Annotated in this window: 15 protein-coding genes; 3 read left to right on the top strand and 12 right to left on the bottom strand. The window is 65.1% G+C overall.

The window, feature by feature from the left end; translation table 11 throughout:
* Positions 1–23: 23 nt before the first annotated feature.
* Positions 24–527, bottom strand: coding sequence for a thioesterase family protein (locus QH195_RS18530; protein ID WP_280436331.1), 504 nt, complete (start codon positions 525–527; stop codon positions 24–26).
* Between the two features lie 247 nt (positions 528–774).
* Between QH195_RS18530 and QH195_RS18525 the strand changes: the two genes are divergently transcribed.
* Positions 775–1,554, top strand: coding sequence for an IclR family transcriptional regulator (locus QH195_RS18525; protein WP_280436330.1), 780 nt, complete (start codon positions 775–777; stop codon positions 1,552–1,554).
* Positions 1,555–1,572: 18 nt separating this feature from the next.
* On the opposite strand, the gene QH195_RS18520 is transcribed toward QH195_RS18525, so the two are convergent.
* Positions 1,573–2,241 (bottom strand): PadR family transcriptional regulator, encoded by a 669-nt coding sequence (locus tag QH195_RS18520; protein ID WP_280436329.1) that lies wholly within the window; start codon positions 2,239–2,241, stop codon positions 1,573–1,575.
* 93 nt (positions 2,242–2,334) lie between these two features.
* Between QH195_RS18520 and QH195_RS18515 the strand changes: the two genes are divergently transcribed.
* Together QH195_RS18515 and QH195_RS18510 are read left to right on the top strand one after the other, a co-directional pair.
* Positions 2,335–2,682: a hypothetical protein gene (locus QH195_RS18515; protein ID WP_280436328.1), complete on the top strand. Its 348-nt coding sequence runs from the start codon at positions 2,335–2,337 to the stop codon at positions 2,680–2,682.
* A gap of 52 nt (positions 2,683–2,734) precedes the next feature.
* Positions 2,735–3,388 carry a Dabb family protein gene (locus tag QH195_RS18510; protein WP_280436327.1) on the top strand — a complete coding sequence of 218 codons (654 nt, stop codon included), beginning with the start codon at positions 2,735–2,737 and terminating at the stop codon, positions 3,386–3,388.
* Here QH195_RS18510 and QH195_RS18505 read toward each other — a convergent pair.
* The 10 genes from QH195_RS18505 to QH195_RS18460 form a co-directional block, all read right to left on the bottom strand.
* Entirely contained in the window at positions 3,360–4,226 is an 867-nt protein-coding gene (locus tag QH195_RS18505; RefSeq protein ID WP_280436326.1) for an alpha/beta fold hydrolase, read from the bottom strand. The two genes, QH195_RS18510 and QH195_RS18505, sit on opposite strands and share 29 nt — an antisense overlap.
* A gap of 144 nt (positions 4,227–4,370) precedes the next feature.
* Positions 4,371–4,631 (bottom strand): hypothetical protein, encoded by a 261-nt coding sequence (locus QH195_RS18500; protein ID WP_280436325.1) that lies wholly within the window; start codon positions 4,629–4,631, stop codon positions 4,371–4,373.
* Between the two features lie 155 nt (positions 4,632–4,786).
* Positions 4,787–5,980 (bottom strand): NADH:flavin oxidoreductase, encoded by a 1,194-nt coding sequence (locus QH195_RS18495; RefSeq protein WP_280436324.1) that lies wholly within the window; start codon positions 5,978–5,980, stop codon positions 4,787–4,789.
* Positions 5,977–7,950: a flavin-containing monooxygenase gene (locus QH195_RS18490; protein ID WP_280436323.1), complete on the bottom strand. Its 1,974-nt coding sequence runs from the start codon at positions 7,948–7,950 to the stop codon at positions 5,977–5,979. Before QH195_RS18490 ends, QH195_RS18495 begins: the two co-directional genes overlap by 4 nt.
* Complete coding sequence (locus QH195_RS18485) at positions 7,947–8,831, bottom strand: SDR family NAD(P)-dependent oxidoreductase (RefSeq protein WP_280436322.1); 885 nt, start codon at positions 8,829–8,831, stop codon at positions 7,947–7,949. Before QH195_RS18485 ends, QH195_RS18490 begins: the two co-directional genes overlap by 4 nt.
* Positions 8,831–9,721, bottom strand: coding sequence for an SDR family NAD(P)-dependent oxidoreductase (locus QH195_RS18480; RefSeq protein ID WP_280436321.1), 891 nt, complete (start codon positions 9,719–9,721; stop codon positions 8,831–8,833). Before QH195_RS18480 ends, QH195_RS18485 begins: the two co-directional genes overlap by 1 nt.
* Positions 9,722–9,776: 55 nt before the next feature.
* A complete protein-coding gene (locus QH195_RS18475) occupies positions 9,777–10,781 on the bottom strand; it encodes an alpha/beta hydrolase (protein WP_280436320.1) in 1,005 nt (334 codons plus the stop codon).
* Between the two features lie 41 nt (positions 10,782–10,822).
* On the bottom strand, positions 10,823–12,442 hold the full coding sequence (locus tag QH195_RS18470) for a flavin-containing monooxygenase (RefSeq protein ID WP_280436362.1): 1,620 nt from the start codon (positions 12,440–12,442) through the stop codon (positions 10,823–10,825).
* Positions 12,443–12,648: 206 nt separating this feature from the next.
* The gene (locus tag QH195_RS18465; RefSeq protein ID WP_280436319.1) at positions 12,649–13,596 is read right to left on the bottom strand and encodes a VOC family protein; all 948 of its coding nucleotides are present in this window, start codon (positions 13,594–13,596) and stop codon (positions 12,649–12,651) included.
* A gap of 25 nt (positions 13,597–13,621) precedes the next feature.
* On the bottom strand, positions 13,622–14,426 hold an 805-nt coding region (locus QH195_RS18460; protein ID WP_280436318.1), incomplete at its 5' end, for an acyl-CoA dehydrogenase family protein.

The following is a 14,426-nucleotide window of genomic DNA, read 5'->3' as shown; positions in this document are numbered from 1 at the left end:
GTGGGCCCCGGGCTCCGCGGCGGTCAGCGTCGGATGCGCAGCGAACCGCATACCGGCGCCGGCCAGGTCAGCGCATTGCCCGCCGCTACTTTGCGATCAAGAGCCGCCGCAAGGTTGTCCGGGACCGGGCTTGCGCGGCGCTTGTCGAGATCGACGTGCACCAGCATGATCTCGAGCGTGTTGGACAGTACGTCGCGTTTGTCGTCCACCAGGAAGGTCATCAGATGGATCGCCTTATCACTGCGTTCGAGGACCCGGACGTGCACGGTGAACGGATCGCGCTCGCGTAGTTCGCTGTAGTAGACAAGATGGTGTTCGGCGGTGAACACCCCGAGCCGCCGCTGCGCGCGGTAACTCTCGTTCACGCCCAGCTCACGCATCAGCACGTCCGCGCCCTGTGAGCTGAGGTCCAGGTAATGCACCACATTCATATGGCCGTTGTCATCGATCTCATGCGCGGTCACCGCCGCGGAGAGCGCGGCAGGAATCTCACGGATCTGCTGAGCTGTCGGAATACCTCGTCCCATGCTCCGATCCTCCGATATGCCTTGTCGTCTCCGCCCGCGGGTGTCCGCTCACCGAAACAACACCGGGAACCGGGGTGGCGGGCCGGCTCGGCCGTGGGCACTGGTGTGCCTCGCCACGTCCGGGCGGGTACAGCTACGACCACCACGTTTCGTGAGCTGCTTCACATACCGACGGGTATATGGCAATATTTCCTATTAGAAATAGCCATGTCAGAGCGATGGCGTAGGTAGGCAAGGGAGCCACAGCATGACTATCACCAGCCAGGAGATGCAGCCCGGTACGGCCGCGACCCCCAGTGCGATTCTCGACCGCATCTCGCTCGTGTTGGACGCCTTCGACGGGAGCGAAAGCCTCGGATTGGCGGACGTCGTCCTCCGCACCGGCTTACCCCGCTCGTCCGCCCATCGAATGCTTGACCGGCTCGTTCACCTGCGCTGGCTTCGACGGGAAGGACGCAGCTACAGTCTCGGAATCAGGCTGGTCGAACTGGGCTCGCTCGCGGTACACCAGGATCGGATCCATGCTGCCTCCAGCGAGCACCTCCACCATCTCTATCGGGCAACCGGACTGGTGGTACACCTGGCGGTACTCGACGGCGACGATGTCGTATACCTCGACAAGACCGGCGGTCGTTTCGCAGGGCTCGTTCCGACCCGAGTGGGCGGGCGATTGCCGGCTAGGCAGACTGCACTGGGAAAAGCACTGCTGGCCTTCAACGGCGGTGACATGCCGGCGGACGCCCGGATCCGCGACCTCGGCTACGCCACCGAGCGCAACGGCATTTTGAGCGGTTTCGGATGTATCGCCGCACCGATCGGCCCAGCAGGTGAGGCAACCACAGCGGTCTCCATCTGCGGACCGCTGACCCGGATGACCTTCGACAGCCGGATGATCAGTCCCGTCCAGCTCACCGCACACGCGATCTGGCGCAGCGTCTCCGCCGGAGTGCGCGTTACGCCTACACTGCAGCGCCGCAACATATTACGCTCCCTGCCCACCGCGCCCAGCGTCCTGACCGAGGGCTGACCGGCTGATTCGGCGTGTTCATGCACGGTCGGAGAGATCTTCCCCGACCGTGCGCCACCTACCCGGCTGCCGTGGCATCGGCATATCGTGTTCGTCGCGTACCGCCGATTCGCGATACCGGGCGGCCACATCATCGATCTCGGCGAGTAACTGTTCGGCCAGTTCGATCTCGGCCGCGAAATACCGTTGCGACCAGCGCAGGCTCATCTGGGTGAACGCCCACGCGGGTTCCGGTTCGGAGTGGTCGGCGTGCGACCGCGCCTGCCGGGCGCGCTCGCGCAGGTTCTCGATATGCCTGTGCACGATCTCTTTCAGCTGATCGGGGTCGTGCAGGTGTCCCAGGTACAGGCGAAGCATCACACTGTGTTTGAGCACCGGCATCTCGACCTCGGCATCGCGCGACCAGTTCCGCAACGCGCGAAGGCCGATCTCGGAGATCCGGTAGAGGCGCCGACCACGCACGCCCTCGTCGGAAACCACCCGGGACCCCACCAAGGCCAGATCCTCGAGCTTCTCCAGCGCGCCGTACACCTGGCTCACCGACGGGCTCCAGTAGAAGAAGCCGATACTCCAATCCGCCCATTTCTTCAGATCGTTGCCCGTCAGTTCCTCGCCGAAGGACAACATGCCCAGGACAGCCCAACTGGTCGCGGGCAAGTCGGGGTACGAATCGAGGTCGGCGGCCATGATCGTGCAGCCTACAAGGCCTTCGAGGACGACCGCTCCCGGCCACCGGGAGACACCGGTTCCGGCCCGGACGGTAGCGCCTACGTTCGGTTCATGGACCACCGCACCATATATATCGTCGACCGGATCGTGCTCAGACCCGGCAGTGCACGCGCCTTCATCGACGCGTATCTCGGCGGCTACGCACCGCGGGCACGCGAGCGGGGACTGACCCTCGACCGGATCCTGGTGAGCCCACCGGCCTGGATCGACGGTGAGACGAACACCGTCACCGCCACCTGGACGGTGCAGGGCCCCAGGGCATGGTGGGCGGCGACCATCAGGGCCCGGCACGATCCCGAACCGGCCCAGTGGTGGGAATCGATGGCGCCGATGATCGTCGAACGGACCCGTTCCATGGCGGGCCGCGCCGAGGACGTGGAAGGGCTGTGCGATGTATGAGGTGACGTTCCTGCTACACCTCGCTGACCCTGTCGACGAGATAACCACGAACATGACAATCAAACGCATCACCGCGGCAGCCGAAGCGGCATACGTCCGGAAGCCACTGGTCGCCCGGACTCTTCCGGGCGTCCGCAACGGTGGCGATCTTCTTGCGCATTTCCGATTTGCGTCGAAATCCGCCTGGCTCGCGCACCGCGATACCGTCGACGAGGCCATGATCGGCTCAGCGATCGAACATATCGACTCCGTCGAGTACCCTGACGGCCGGTCCGGGCAACGGCGGGACGCGGGCCCGTCGACGGTATACCGCACCCTGCTCTTACGCGTGGACGATGCCGCCGCACCGGCGGAGATCGCGCGGTTCGAACACGCGACGCTGCAGATGCCGCACCATATCCCGGCGATCCGGGCGTGGCAGCTCAGCCGCGTCGACCGGGCCGCGGGCACCTCGCAATGGACGCATGTCTGGGAGCAGGAATTCACCGACGTCGACGGGCTGCTCGGACCCTATATGAACCATCCGGTGCACTGGGCCATGGTGGATCAATGGTTCGATCCCGAAAGCCCGAACCAGATCGTCAAAGACCGTATCTGCCACAGCTTCTGCGCGATTCCGGCGCCGGTGATCGACCCGGCGCCGGAACTCATCTCGGCAACCGAGGAAGGCCCTCGCGTCAGCGGCGCAGGAACGCCAGGACGGTAGCTTCCCAGGCTTCTTTCTGCTCGATCATCACCCAGTGGCCGCAGTTGGGGAAGATATGCACCTCTCCGTTGCGGAGCGTGCGCATCGGGAGCAACGCCATATCGACGGGGCTGACCCGATCGTCGCGTCCCCAGGTGACGAGGGTCGGTACCGCGAGCCCGCCCAGTTTCGCCCAGTTCGGGGTGGCATCCACACTGCGCGCGGCCGCGGCCATCCGGGCCAGCGCCGCACTGCTGTACATCCGGCGGGAATTCTCCAGCGTCGCCGGATCGGTGGCCTGCTCCCAGCGCTGTTCGATCAGTTCCGCGGTCACCAGCGACTGGTCGAACACCATCGAGCGCAGCCACGCCATGAGGGATTCACGGGTGGGGTTGTCGACGAACTCGCTGAGCCGGATGATGCCCTCCCCCGGCTGCGGGCTGAGCACCGGCGTCCCGATACCGCCGATGGTGACCAGCCGCTCCACCCGGTCGGGGGCGGCGAGCGCGAAATCGGTGGCCACGAATCCGCCCATCGAGTTACCGATGATGCGGCCCCGGTCGAGCCCGAGCCCGTCGAGGAACGCGGTGACCGCCTGCTGGGCGGACATCATCGGGTGCACCGCCCCGAAATCGTCGCTGACACCGAATCCGGGCAGTTCCAGGACCAGGGTCCGGTAATGCTCGGCGAAGGTGGCGAAGTTACCGCCGAAGTTGCGCCACCCGGTGACACCGGGACCCGACCCGTGCAGCAGCAACAGCGGCGGGCCGTCCCCGGCCTCGCGGTACCGCAGAACGCCGCGCTCGGTCGGCAGCTCACGCAATTCGGGAACGGTTCGGGAATCGACTGGGGTACTCATGGATACCGAGCCTGCCACCGGTACGGCAGCTTGTCGGCGCATACTCCCGGTCAGCGGCACAGCACGCCCTCAAAACCGGCGGCCGGCACCGTTACCGCTGCACCGGACGGATCACACGCCGTCGAAGTCCCGGAACAGCGCCCGTCAATGCAGCCTGGGTATCGCGTCGTCACGAGGCAGTTCGATCCGGGATTCGTACAGTTCGTGCTCCCGCACCGCGTGATCGATGCTGCGGTGCAGGGCCTCGCATCCGCGTTCCCGTTCGCCGATGCCCAGCCTACGGGCCGAGATCACCGGGCATTCCCGAGCGTCGGCGGTCCATTGCACCGCTGTATGGACCGGACTGAACTTTTCCACCAGGACCCGAGTACCGCACTTTTCGCAGGCGAGCGGACGCATTGTCATCACGTCCACCCCCGCATACCGGAATCGCGCATCATTCGATTACTCCTCATGCTCGGCATCGGCACGATGCGACGGTATCGGCTCCGCCACCGGCGGGACCGGTGCCTCCCGGTCACCGGAACGCCCGGATCGATGCGCGCCGTATCCCGCGTCGGCTAGCCGGCCGCTACCCTCGGAGTGGCCAGCGGGCAGTGCGTACCGTAGAAAATCGTCGGCATACACTTATTGCAGTGGATGCACAGCGATTTCGCTTCGTGGTCTGCGCGGATCCGATTGATCAGGTCCGGTTCACGCAGCAGCGCCCGGGCCATGGCGACGAACTCGAAACCTTCGGCCATCGCGGTGTCCATCGCGGTCTTGTCGGTGATTCCGCCCAGCAGTACCAGGGGCATATCCACGTTGGCGCGGATCTGGCGTGCCGCATCGAGCATGAACAGATCCTCGTACGGGTAGCTGTGCAGAAAGTACTTCCCGGCCAGCTTCACCCCGAACCGCATCAGCGGCGGCATCACCGCGCCGAATTCGGCCAGCGGCGCGTCACCCTTGAACAAGTACATCGGATTGAGCAGCGAACTACCGATGGTCAGTTCGATGGCGTCCAGGCTGCCGTCTTCTTCGAGCCATCGCGCGACTTGAATCGCCTCGTCGAGCCAGAAACCGCCGGGCACGCCGTCGTCCATATTGAGTTTCGCGATCACCGCGATCCGGTCACCGGCGGCCGCACGGACCTCGGCGGCGGTCTCGCGCACCAACCGGGCCCGGTTGCCCAGAGAGCCGCCGTAGGAATCGGTGCGCTTGTTGAGCAGCGGGCTCAGGAAGGAACTCGCGAAATAGTTGTGCCCGAAATGGATTTCGACGGCGTCGAAACCGGATTCGATAGCGTATCGGGTCGCCGTACCGTGCGCTTCCCGGATCCTGGCGATATCGCCCAGTGTCGCGGCATGGGTGATACGCGGACCCATCGGCGTGATCCGCCGGGACGCGCTCAGTGCGGGCAGCCCGTTCGATTTCCCATTCGCGACCGGCCCGGCATGTCCGATCTGCGCGGATACAGCGCCACCGTGCTCGTGCACCGCATCGGTGAGCCGGCGCAGCCCGGGGACGGCCTCATCGCGCATCCAGAGCTGGTCGACTTCGGTGCGGCCCTCCGGAGCGACCGCGCAGTAGGCGACGGTGGTGAGCCCGACTCCGCCGGCCGCCAGCCGACGATGGAAATCGATGAGTTCATCGCTGACCAGCGCACCAGGAGACATATGCTCAAAGGTCGCTGATTTGATGATCCGGTTCCGGAGGGTCACCGGGCCGAGGCGGGCGGGGGTGAGAGCGTCAGGGACTTGCGGGTCGGTCATTTCCTGGCCTTCCCGTCAGAGAGGAAAATGAAGTCCTCGGGTTGTGGTTCGCGCATCAAGGTCCAGTAGTCGACCAGGCGCCACGGGCAGGGAACGACAGCCCGGCCCGAGCTGTTGCGGTAGTACCCGTTGGTCTCCGCGCCGGGGTGCACCCATACTGTTTCATCGAGCGCTTCGTCGACCCTGCGGTTGTATTCGTCCTGCGCCGACTGCGAGACATCCATGGCGGCATGCTCGTTCTCGAGCAGGTATTGCAGGCATTCGATGAGGTAGTGGACCTGCTCCTCACCGGTGATGTTGTGACCGGCACCGTGGTTCGGGGCCGAGTTGGGGCCGGCGGTGATGAACAGGTTGGGGAAACCCGACACCTGCACGCCCCGGTACGCCCGGGGGTCCTCGCCACCCTTCCATATGTCGGCCAGGGTACGGCCATCTCGGCCGGTGATATCGATCGCGGTGGTGAATTGGAGTTGGAATCCGGTGGCGAGCACGATCACGTCGGCGGGGATGAACGTCCCTTCCGTCGTGACAACACCGTCCGGGGTGATCTCACGGAACGACGCGCGGTGCAGGTTCACATGGTCGCGGTTCAGTGCCGCGAAGAATCCGGGATCCTTCACGATCCGTTTCGAGTACGGCCGGAAATCGGGCGTGAGTTTCTCGATCATGTCGGGGCGATCCGGGAAACTCTTCTGCAGATACTCCAACGCCGTGTTGAGCACCATATCGTTGGCGGGTGAGGCCGATAGGTGCGTAGCGGCCCACTCCTTGTCGATCCGGGGCAGCACGTAGAGGTTGTCCGAAGCGAACCAGTATGTCCGGAGCCGGAACCACCGGTCGTAGTAGGGCAGGTGGGCCATCGCCCATTTCTCGCCCTCGGGCACTTCGCCGCCCACGGCCTTCTCGGGAACCAGCCAGTGCGGGCTGCGGACAACGACGTCCAGGGATTCGACCTCATCGACGATGTTCGCCACAACCTGCACCGAAGTACAGCCTGTTCCGAGGACTACGACCCGCTTGCCGCGCAGGTCGAGGTCGGTATTCCATTCGGCTGTATGCGTGATCGTGCCGGTGAAGCTGTCTGCTCCCGGCACATCGGGGATATTGGGCGCGTTGAGCATGCCCAGCGCGGTGACGACAGCGCGCGCCCGATGCCTGCGCACGGTACCGGCCCGATCCTCGGTCACTACCTCCCACCGGTTCTCCTCGGTCAGCCAGGTGGCCGACCGCACTCGCGTGCCGAACTGAATATGCTCGCGCAACTGGTACCTCTCGACCACGTCGAGCAGATAGTCCTGATACTCGACGCCGGTCGGGTAGTACCTCGACCAGTTCGGATTCAGTTCGAACGAGTAGGAGTAGTAGTGGCTGGGCGTGTCGACGGCCGCACCGGGGTAGGTATTACGATGCCAGGTACCGCCGATATCGTCGCGTTCCTCGAAGATGGTGAACGGGAATCCGGCCTCACCCAGTTTGATTCCCGCATTGATACCGACCATCCCGGCGCCGATCACGATGACCTCGAAATCGGCAGGAGGGGCGGTGGTCACCCGCACATGTCGCCGGTCCTTGATGAAGCCCGCCTGTTCCAGCAGCAGCGGAAGGAATTCGGCGTCCACTCGTTCCGAGGTGCACACGGTGGCCATCCGGCCGAACAGTTCGTCGTCGGGTACGCCGAGCTTCGGTTCGAGTTCCGGTGTAAGGACCTCGCGGGCGCGGGCACGGATATCGGCGACGACGTCGTCGGGGTAGGTGCCGGGCGGGGTGGCCGGGCGCGCGCCGGTGCGGTAGTGATTGCCGGGTTCGGTGATCGTGAGCCGAGCGCCGAATTCCTCGAGCAGACCGATATCCCCGGTCACGTGCACCATCGACATCAGCAGCGGAGCTGGGTCGGCTTCCGCAATCGCGTTGTACAGCAGAGTTTCCGGGTCCGTCGCGGTGTCGATACCGGTGTCCATGGTGTCGGTCATGAGCTGCCTTCCGGAAGCGGCACGCCCATCCGGGCGAGCATATCGCGTGGGTTCGAGGGAGGGGCATGGTCGAGGAGCTGCCGGCCGCGCCGGGCCACCGCCTCGGTGCACATCTCGTCGTCGGAGAAGACCCAGAAATCACCGCGGGCGATCTGTTCGAGCATATGGGCGGCAGCGTCGCGTGGATCAAGCCCTTTCTCCACGTTGTCGCGTTGCATAGCGGCGAAAACGGCGTTGGCCGTGGAGTTGGCCGTGGGCGCCTCGCGCTGCGCCGCGAGGAAGATCTCGCTGCGGATGGAATGCGGCACGACCGCACTGACCTGGATAGGCGCATTCACGATGGACAGATCCTGGTGCAGACATTCGGTCATCGCCTGTACCGCGAATTTGCTGACGATATAGGGCGACTGCACCGCCACGGTGTTGAGTCCGCCGACCGAGGAGAGGTTGGCGATACAGGCCGGCGTCCCGGCGTCGATCATCCGCGGCACGAACGATTTCAGGCAGTAGAAGACGCCGTCCACGTTGATCTGCATCACCCGCTGCCACCGCTGCGGCTCGATTTCCCACAGCAGGCCGGATGATTCGACACCGGCATTGTTGATCAGCAGTTCCACACTGTCGTAGCGCTCGAATATCGTCGCCGCCAACGCCTCGACCTGCGCCGCGTCGGCGACATCGACGCCGAACCCTTCCGCGCGGCCGCCCATTTCGACGATCTCCGCCGCGACCCGCGCGGCGCGGCCGGTATCGATATCAGCGACGACGACGAACATTCCGTACTCACCCAGCCGCTGCGCCAGACCTCTTCCGATCCCCGCCGCGGCACCGGTGACCACGGCGGTCCCCCCCGAAAACCGTTCCTTCGCAGCGGTGGCCATCAAATTCCCTCCGGACGGATGTTGGGGTTGGCCCAGGTCGGCGGCTGCCGGCGTGGCAGTTCGGTGCGTCCGTCGAGCGACATGACAGGGGTGTTCGTCGCGTACGGGTAGTGCAGGCTGAACGCGACCAGTCCGGTGCGTTCCGCCGCCGGCACCGTGGACATCTCCAGCACCGTCTGCACGAGGTACTCGACGGGTTCGGTGTCGTAGCCGTCCGGTAGCAGCGCCGCCGCACCCGGCGTCAAGATGGCCGTCGACGGCCCGACCGCATTGACCGCGATACCGTCGTCGAGCACTTCCGCGGCCAGCCCCTGGGTCAACCGGTGCAGCCCGGCTTTCGCGGAGGCGTAGACGACATCGCCGGAGGTCTTGTTGTACTCACGGAACGGTCGGATGGGGTCGAGCCCGGTCGAGGATCCGATATTGACGATCCAGCCACCACCACGCTGACGCATATGCGGTATTGCGGCGCGGCTGAGAACGAACGGAACCTTCAGATAGTGCTCGACTGTACGATCGAAAGTGTCGTCGCTCATCTCGGCGATCGAGCTGTAGTCCGCGAATCCCGCGTTGTTCACCAGAATATCGATGCCACCTACCGCATCGACGACCTGGTCGACCAGTCCGGCACGCTGCTCGGCGTCCTCGAGATCGGCAGGGATCGCGATGGCCTTACCGCCGGCGCTCTCGATCATCTGCACCGTCTCGCCCAGCGAACCGGACAGCAGCTGGGCTTCGCCCGCCCGGACCGACGGTGTCGGCGCCGACGCCGACCGGGCGGTCACCACGACGGTCGCGCCTTCGGCCGCCAGCCGCTGTGCGATAGCGCGGCCTATTCCACGGCTGCTACCGGTCACCAGGGCTGTCCGGCCCGCCAGTCGCTGTGTCATATTCCTCTCCCTGCTCACTGGTGTCGCGTCCGCTCCGGTCCTTGTTCGGCGGCGGTCACCCGGCCGCACCGCGCACCTCGGCGGACGAGTTGCCGGAAGCTGCGAGCGCATCCCGCATCATCTGCCAGAGTTTCTCGCGGGCCGGGCCGGTGAGCGACAGCGATGGGAAGGTGAGGAAACCGTGGAAGAGTCCGTCGAACCGGTGCGCAGTGACCGGGACCCCGGCGGCGGCGAGCCGACGGGCATAGTCGTCGCCGGCCGAGCACGGTGGATCGAGTTCGGCGGTGGCGACGATGGCCGGGGGTAGTCCGGCCAGTGATTCGGCGCGGGTGGGCACCAGGTACGGGCTGTCGGTTCCGTTCGGGGCGTACTGCTGCCAGTACCAGCGCATTGCTTTGGTGGTGTTGTAGTAGTTCTCGCCGTAGAGCCGGTAGGACTCGGTGGTGAAATCGTCGTCGATCACCGGGTACAGCAGGACCTGCGCCGCGATCGCCGGGCCACCGCGATCGCGGGCGGCCAGGCTCACCGTCGCCGCCAGATTGCCGCCGGCGCTGTCACCGGCCACCACCAAGCGGTTCGGGTCGCCGCCGTACTGGGATGCGTGTTCGGCGGTCCAGCGCAGGGCGGCGTACATATCCTCCAGCGCAGCCGGTCCGGGATGCTCGGGGGCTCGACGGTAGTCGACCGAGACGACCACGACATCCACCGCCTCGGCCATCGACCGGCAGAATTCGTCGTGGCTGTCGAGATCGCAGAAGACGAAACCACCGCCGTGGGCGAAAACCACCACCGGCCGCGTACCGGTGCCGCCGTGCGGCACGTAGACGCGAACAGCCAGCTCGCCGCCCGGCCCGTCGATCGTCCGGTCCTGGGCCATCCGCATCTGCGGCTCGCGCGTCAACGGTGCGCGACGCGATGCGATGATCTCGCGTACCTCCGCCGCGGTGTGCTGGGTGACATCGGGAAACGATTCGAGCGCCATCAGCATCGCCTCGACATCCGGATGCAGGTCGGGCCTTCGTTGTCCGCCCATCTCGACCACGTCCTCACTCTTCGACATACGGGAAAGCGCGCTCGCGCCATGAATTCGGTGCGGCAAGCTCAGTTGCCCGCTGCTCGGCCGTCGAGCGCGAAACCCTTGTATCCGGCCGCCGCCACCTCGGCGCAGATCGCGTTGTAGGTTCCGAAACCGCCGATATAAGGCATGAATACACGTGGTTTACCCGGAATGTTCGCGCCCAGATACCAGGAATTCGCGGCCGGGAAAAGAGTTCCCGCGGCCTTCTCATTGCATTCGGCCACCCAGTCGTCGGCCGCTTCCCGGGTCGCCTCGATCGAGGCGATTCCGTGGGAATCCAGATGGTCGAGGCAGTCGGCGATCCAGTCGACGTGCTGTTCCGCCATCAGCACCATATTCGCGAGCACACTGGGGCTGCCCGGACCGGAGATGATGAACATATTCGGGAAACCGTCGACGGCCAGCCCGAGATAAGTCCGTGGCCCCGCCGACCACTCCGCGGTGAGTTCCCGTCCGTCCCGGCCGCGGATATCGATCCGCGACAGCGAACCGGTCATCGCGTCGAAACCGGTCGCGAAGATCAGGATATCCAGGTCGTAGGAAGCGTCGGCGGTGCGCACACCGGATTCGGTGATCTCGGTGATCGGCGTCCGCCGCAGGTTGACCAGCGTGACGTTGTCACGGTTGTAGGTCTGGAAGTATCCCGTATCGGTGACGATCCGTTTGGTGCCGATGGGGTGATCGGTAGGGATCAGCTGATCAGCGATCTCCGGATCCTCCACCATTTCCCGGATCTTTGCCTCGACGTATTCGCGCGCGGTGTCGTTGGCCGCCTTGCTCACCATTTGATCCGGGAACGCTTTGGTGAACAGATATCCGCCGCGCTGCCACCATTCGTCGTAGATACGGGTCCGCTCGGCCCCGTCGACCTCCATCGCGCCCTTGGGGTGTGGGCTGTTCGGTGTGCCGCCGCCGCTGATCCGGGACAGCCGCCGCCGCTCGGCATAATTGGCTTTCACCTCGGCGAGCAGATCGTCGGTCAGGCGCCGATTGCCGGCGGGGATCGAATAATTGGGGCTCCGCTGGAATACGACGACCTGATCGGCTTCTTCGGCGATGATCGGAATGGCCTGGATGCCTGAGGACCCGGTCCCGATGACGCCTACGCGTTTGCCGGTGAAGTCCACCGGTTCGTGCGGCCATTCACCGGTGTGATAGGTCTCGCCAGCGAAGGTGTCGCGGCCGGGGATATCCGGTTTGTTGGTGGCCGACAGTACGCCGGTGGCCATAATGCAGAAGCGGGCCGTCACGGATTTCCCGGTATCGGTGGTGACGGTCCACCGGCCGGCCTCTTCGTTGTAGACGGCCGAGGTCACCCGGGTCAGGAAATCGTAGGCCGACCGGAGATCGTGGCGATCGGCGACATGGTCGAGGTAGCGCAGGATCTCCTCTTGGGTGGCGAACCGTTCGGTCCAGGTCCATTCCTGCTGCAACTCCTCGTCGAACGAGTACGAGTAGTCGATGCTCTCGACATCGCACCGTGCGCCCGGGTAGCGATTGTGATACCAGGTGCCGCCCACTCCCTCGGCGGATTCGAATCCGTGCACTCGCATACCACGCTGCCGGAATTTGTACACCGCGTACAGGCCGGAGATCCCGGCACCGACGACGACGGCATCGAAATCGCTGTCCTGGTTTGTCACCACATTCACTTCCCTCGCTGAGGTACCGGTGTTCGAAGTCAAATTAAGTGCTCTGCGGCATGAGTCGAGCGCTTGTTCCCACCCAGTGGTCCACCAATTCGAGTCCTGCCGTCGCCGACCTGGGAACCCGCCGCCTGTATTCCTGTGGTGCGTGCACCGTTTCGGCCACCATGTGCCTATGAGGCCCGTGAGCTGCCAATGCTGAATCAGGCTCGCGCCGGCTCTCCGTTGCCGGCTTCCGCGGCGCGCTGGGCTTCCTTCATCTCCCGGGCCCACAGCCATTCGTGACCCCAGTAGCTGTCGGCGGTGATCTCCTCGGCCGTGTAATAGGTCTCGTCGACAGGCACGCCGCCGGTGCCGTATTCGATATCCCAGCCGCCGGGTACCCGTACGTAGAAGGAGATCATCTTGTCGTTCGTATGCCGGCCCAGTGTCGAGGACACCGGGAAATCGCGGGCCATCACCTGGTCGTAGGCACGGCCGACCGCGTCGAGTTCGTCCACCTCCACCATCACGTGGATCAGCCCCGGATCACGGCCCTCCATACTGGGCATGATCGCCAGACTGTGATGGCGCTGATTGACACCCATGAACCGGATCCGCAGCGGACCTGCTTCCGGCGGTGCCGGCATCCGGAAGGCGCCCCGGGACAGGAATCCCAGCGTCTCGGTGTAGAAGGCGAACGATTCGTCGAAGTTGGTCGTCGGCATCACCACATGCCCCAGGCCTTGGTCGCCCGTGATGAACTTCTGGCCGTACTTGGTGATCACGGGGCTGTGCTCGAGCACCGGCCCGTAGAAGAATTCCAGCGGGGTGCCGCCAGGATCCTTCATGCAGATACCGGCCTCGACCTTGCGCCGATCGGCCAGCTCCTGGGACATCGGGGTGTACGCGAACCCGGCCTTGTCCAGGATGGCGGTCAGCCGCCGCAGCGCGGGTGCGTCCCGGACCTCCCAGCCGACCGCCGTCACCCGGTCGACGTCGCCGTGTTCGACGGTGATGCGCGAGGGCCGCTCGTCCATCCGGAAGTGCAGGGCGTCGGTTTCGTCACCGAAACCCGGAGCGAAACCCAGTACCTCGAAACCGAGTTCACGCCAGCGTTCCATATCGGTGGCCTGCACTCGTACATAGCCGAGCGCTTTGATTTCCGTCATCGTTGTGGGTCTTCCTTCCGAACCGTCAGATCATCACGCGCAGCGGCCCCTGCGGGACCTCAACACCGAGCGACGCCATGGCCGCCGCGTGATAGGTGATGCTGGTGACATGGATCGCGTGGTGCAGGCCGGCGTGCGCGTCACGCCAGAACCGCTGCAACGGGTTGTCCATCCGCAGCGCGTTGCCACCGGCGCGGTCGAAGATCTCGTCGGCGGCGCGCACCGCCCGCCACGCGGCGCGGGCCTGATCACGGCGCACCGCGGCACGCATTTCGAAGTCGATCTCCTCGCCCCGGTCGACCAGATCGAAGATGCGGTCGACATTGGCCAGCAACTGCTGGCGCGCCGCATCGATCTCCGACGCCGCCTCCCCGAGTGCGTGCAGGACATACGGGTCGTCCTTGACGAGGGTGCCGGTGGCGCCCACGCGGTTGCGCTGGTAGTCGACGCCGGCCGCAAGAACGCCTTCGCAGATGCCGATGGTCGCGGAGGTGATGCCCAACGGGAACATGGTCGACCACGGCATCTTGTACAGGGTTTCGGTGACGCCGTATTCCTTGGCGGCGGTACCGTCCATCACCTTCGCCGAATCCATCACCCGGTAATCGGGAATGAAGGCATTCTTGACGATGATGTCCTTGCTGCCGGTTCCGCGCAGACCCACCACATCCCAGGAGTCCGCGACGATCTCGTAATCGGAGCGGGGCAGGATCACATGCAGGCCCTGCGGCGGCATCAGCGGTTTCCCGTCCGCGCCGCCCACCATCGCGCCGAGGAAGATCCAGTCGCAGTGGTCGGTACCGGAGGAGAACTGCCAGCGGCCGTTCATC

This window comes from Nocardia carnea, from assembly GCF_029868855.1.
Lineage (GTDB): Bacteria > Actinomycetota > Actinomycetes > Mycobacteriales > Mycobacteriaceae > Nocardia > Nocardia carnea_A.
This window is presented reverse-complemented; position numbering and strand designations above follow the sequence as displayed.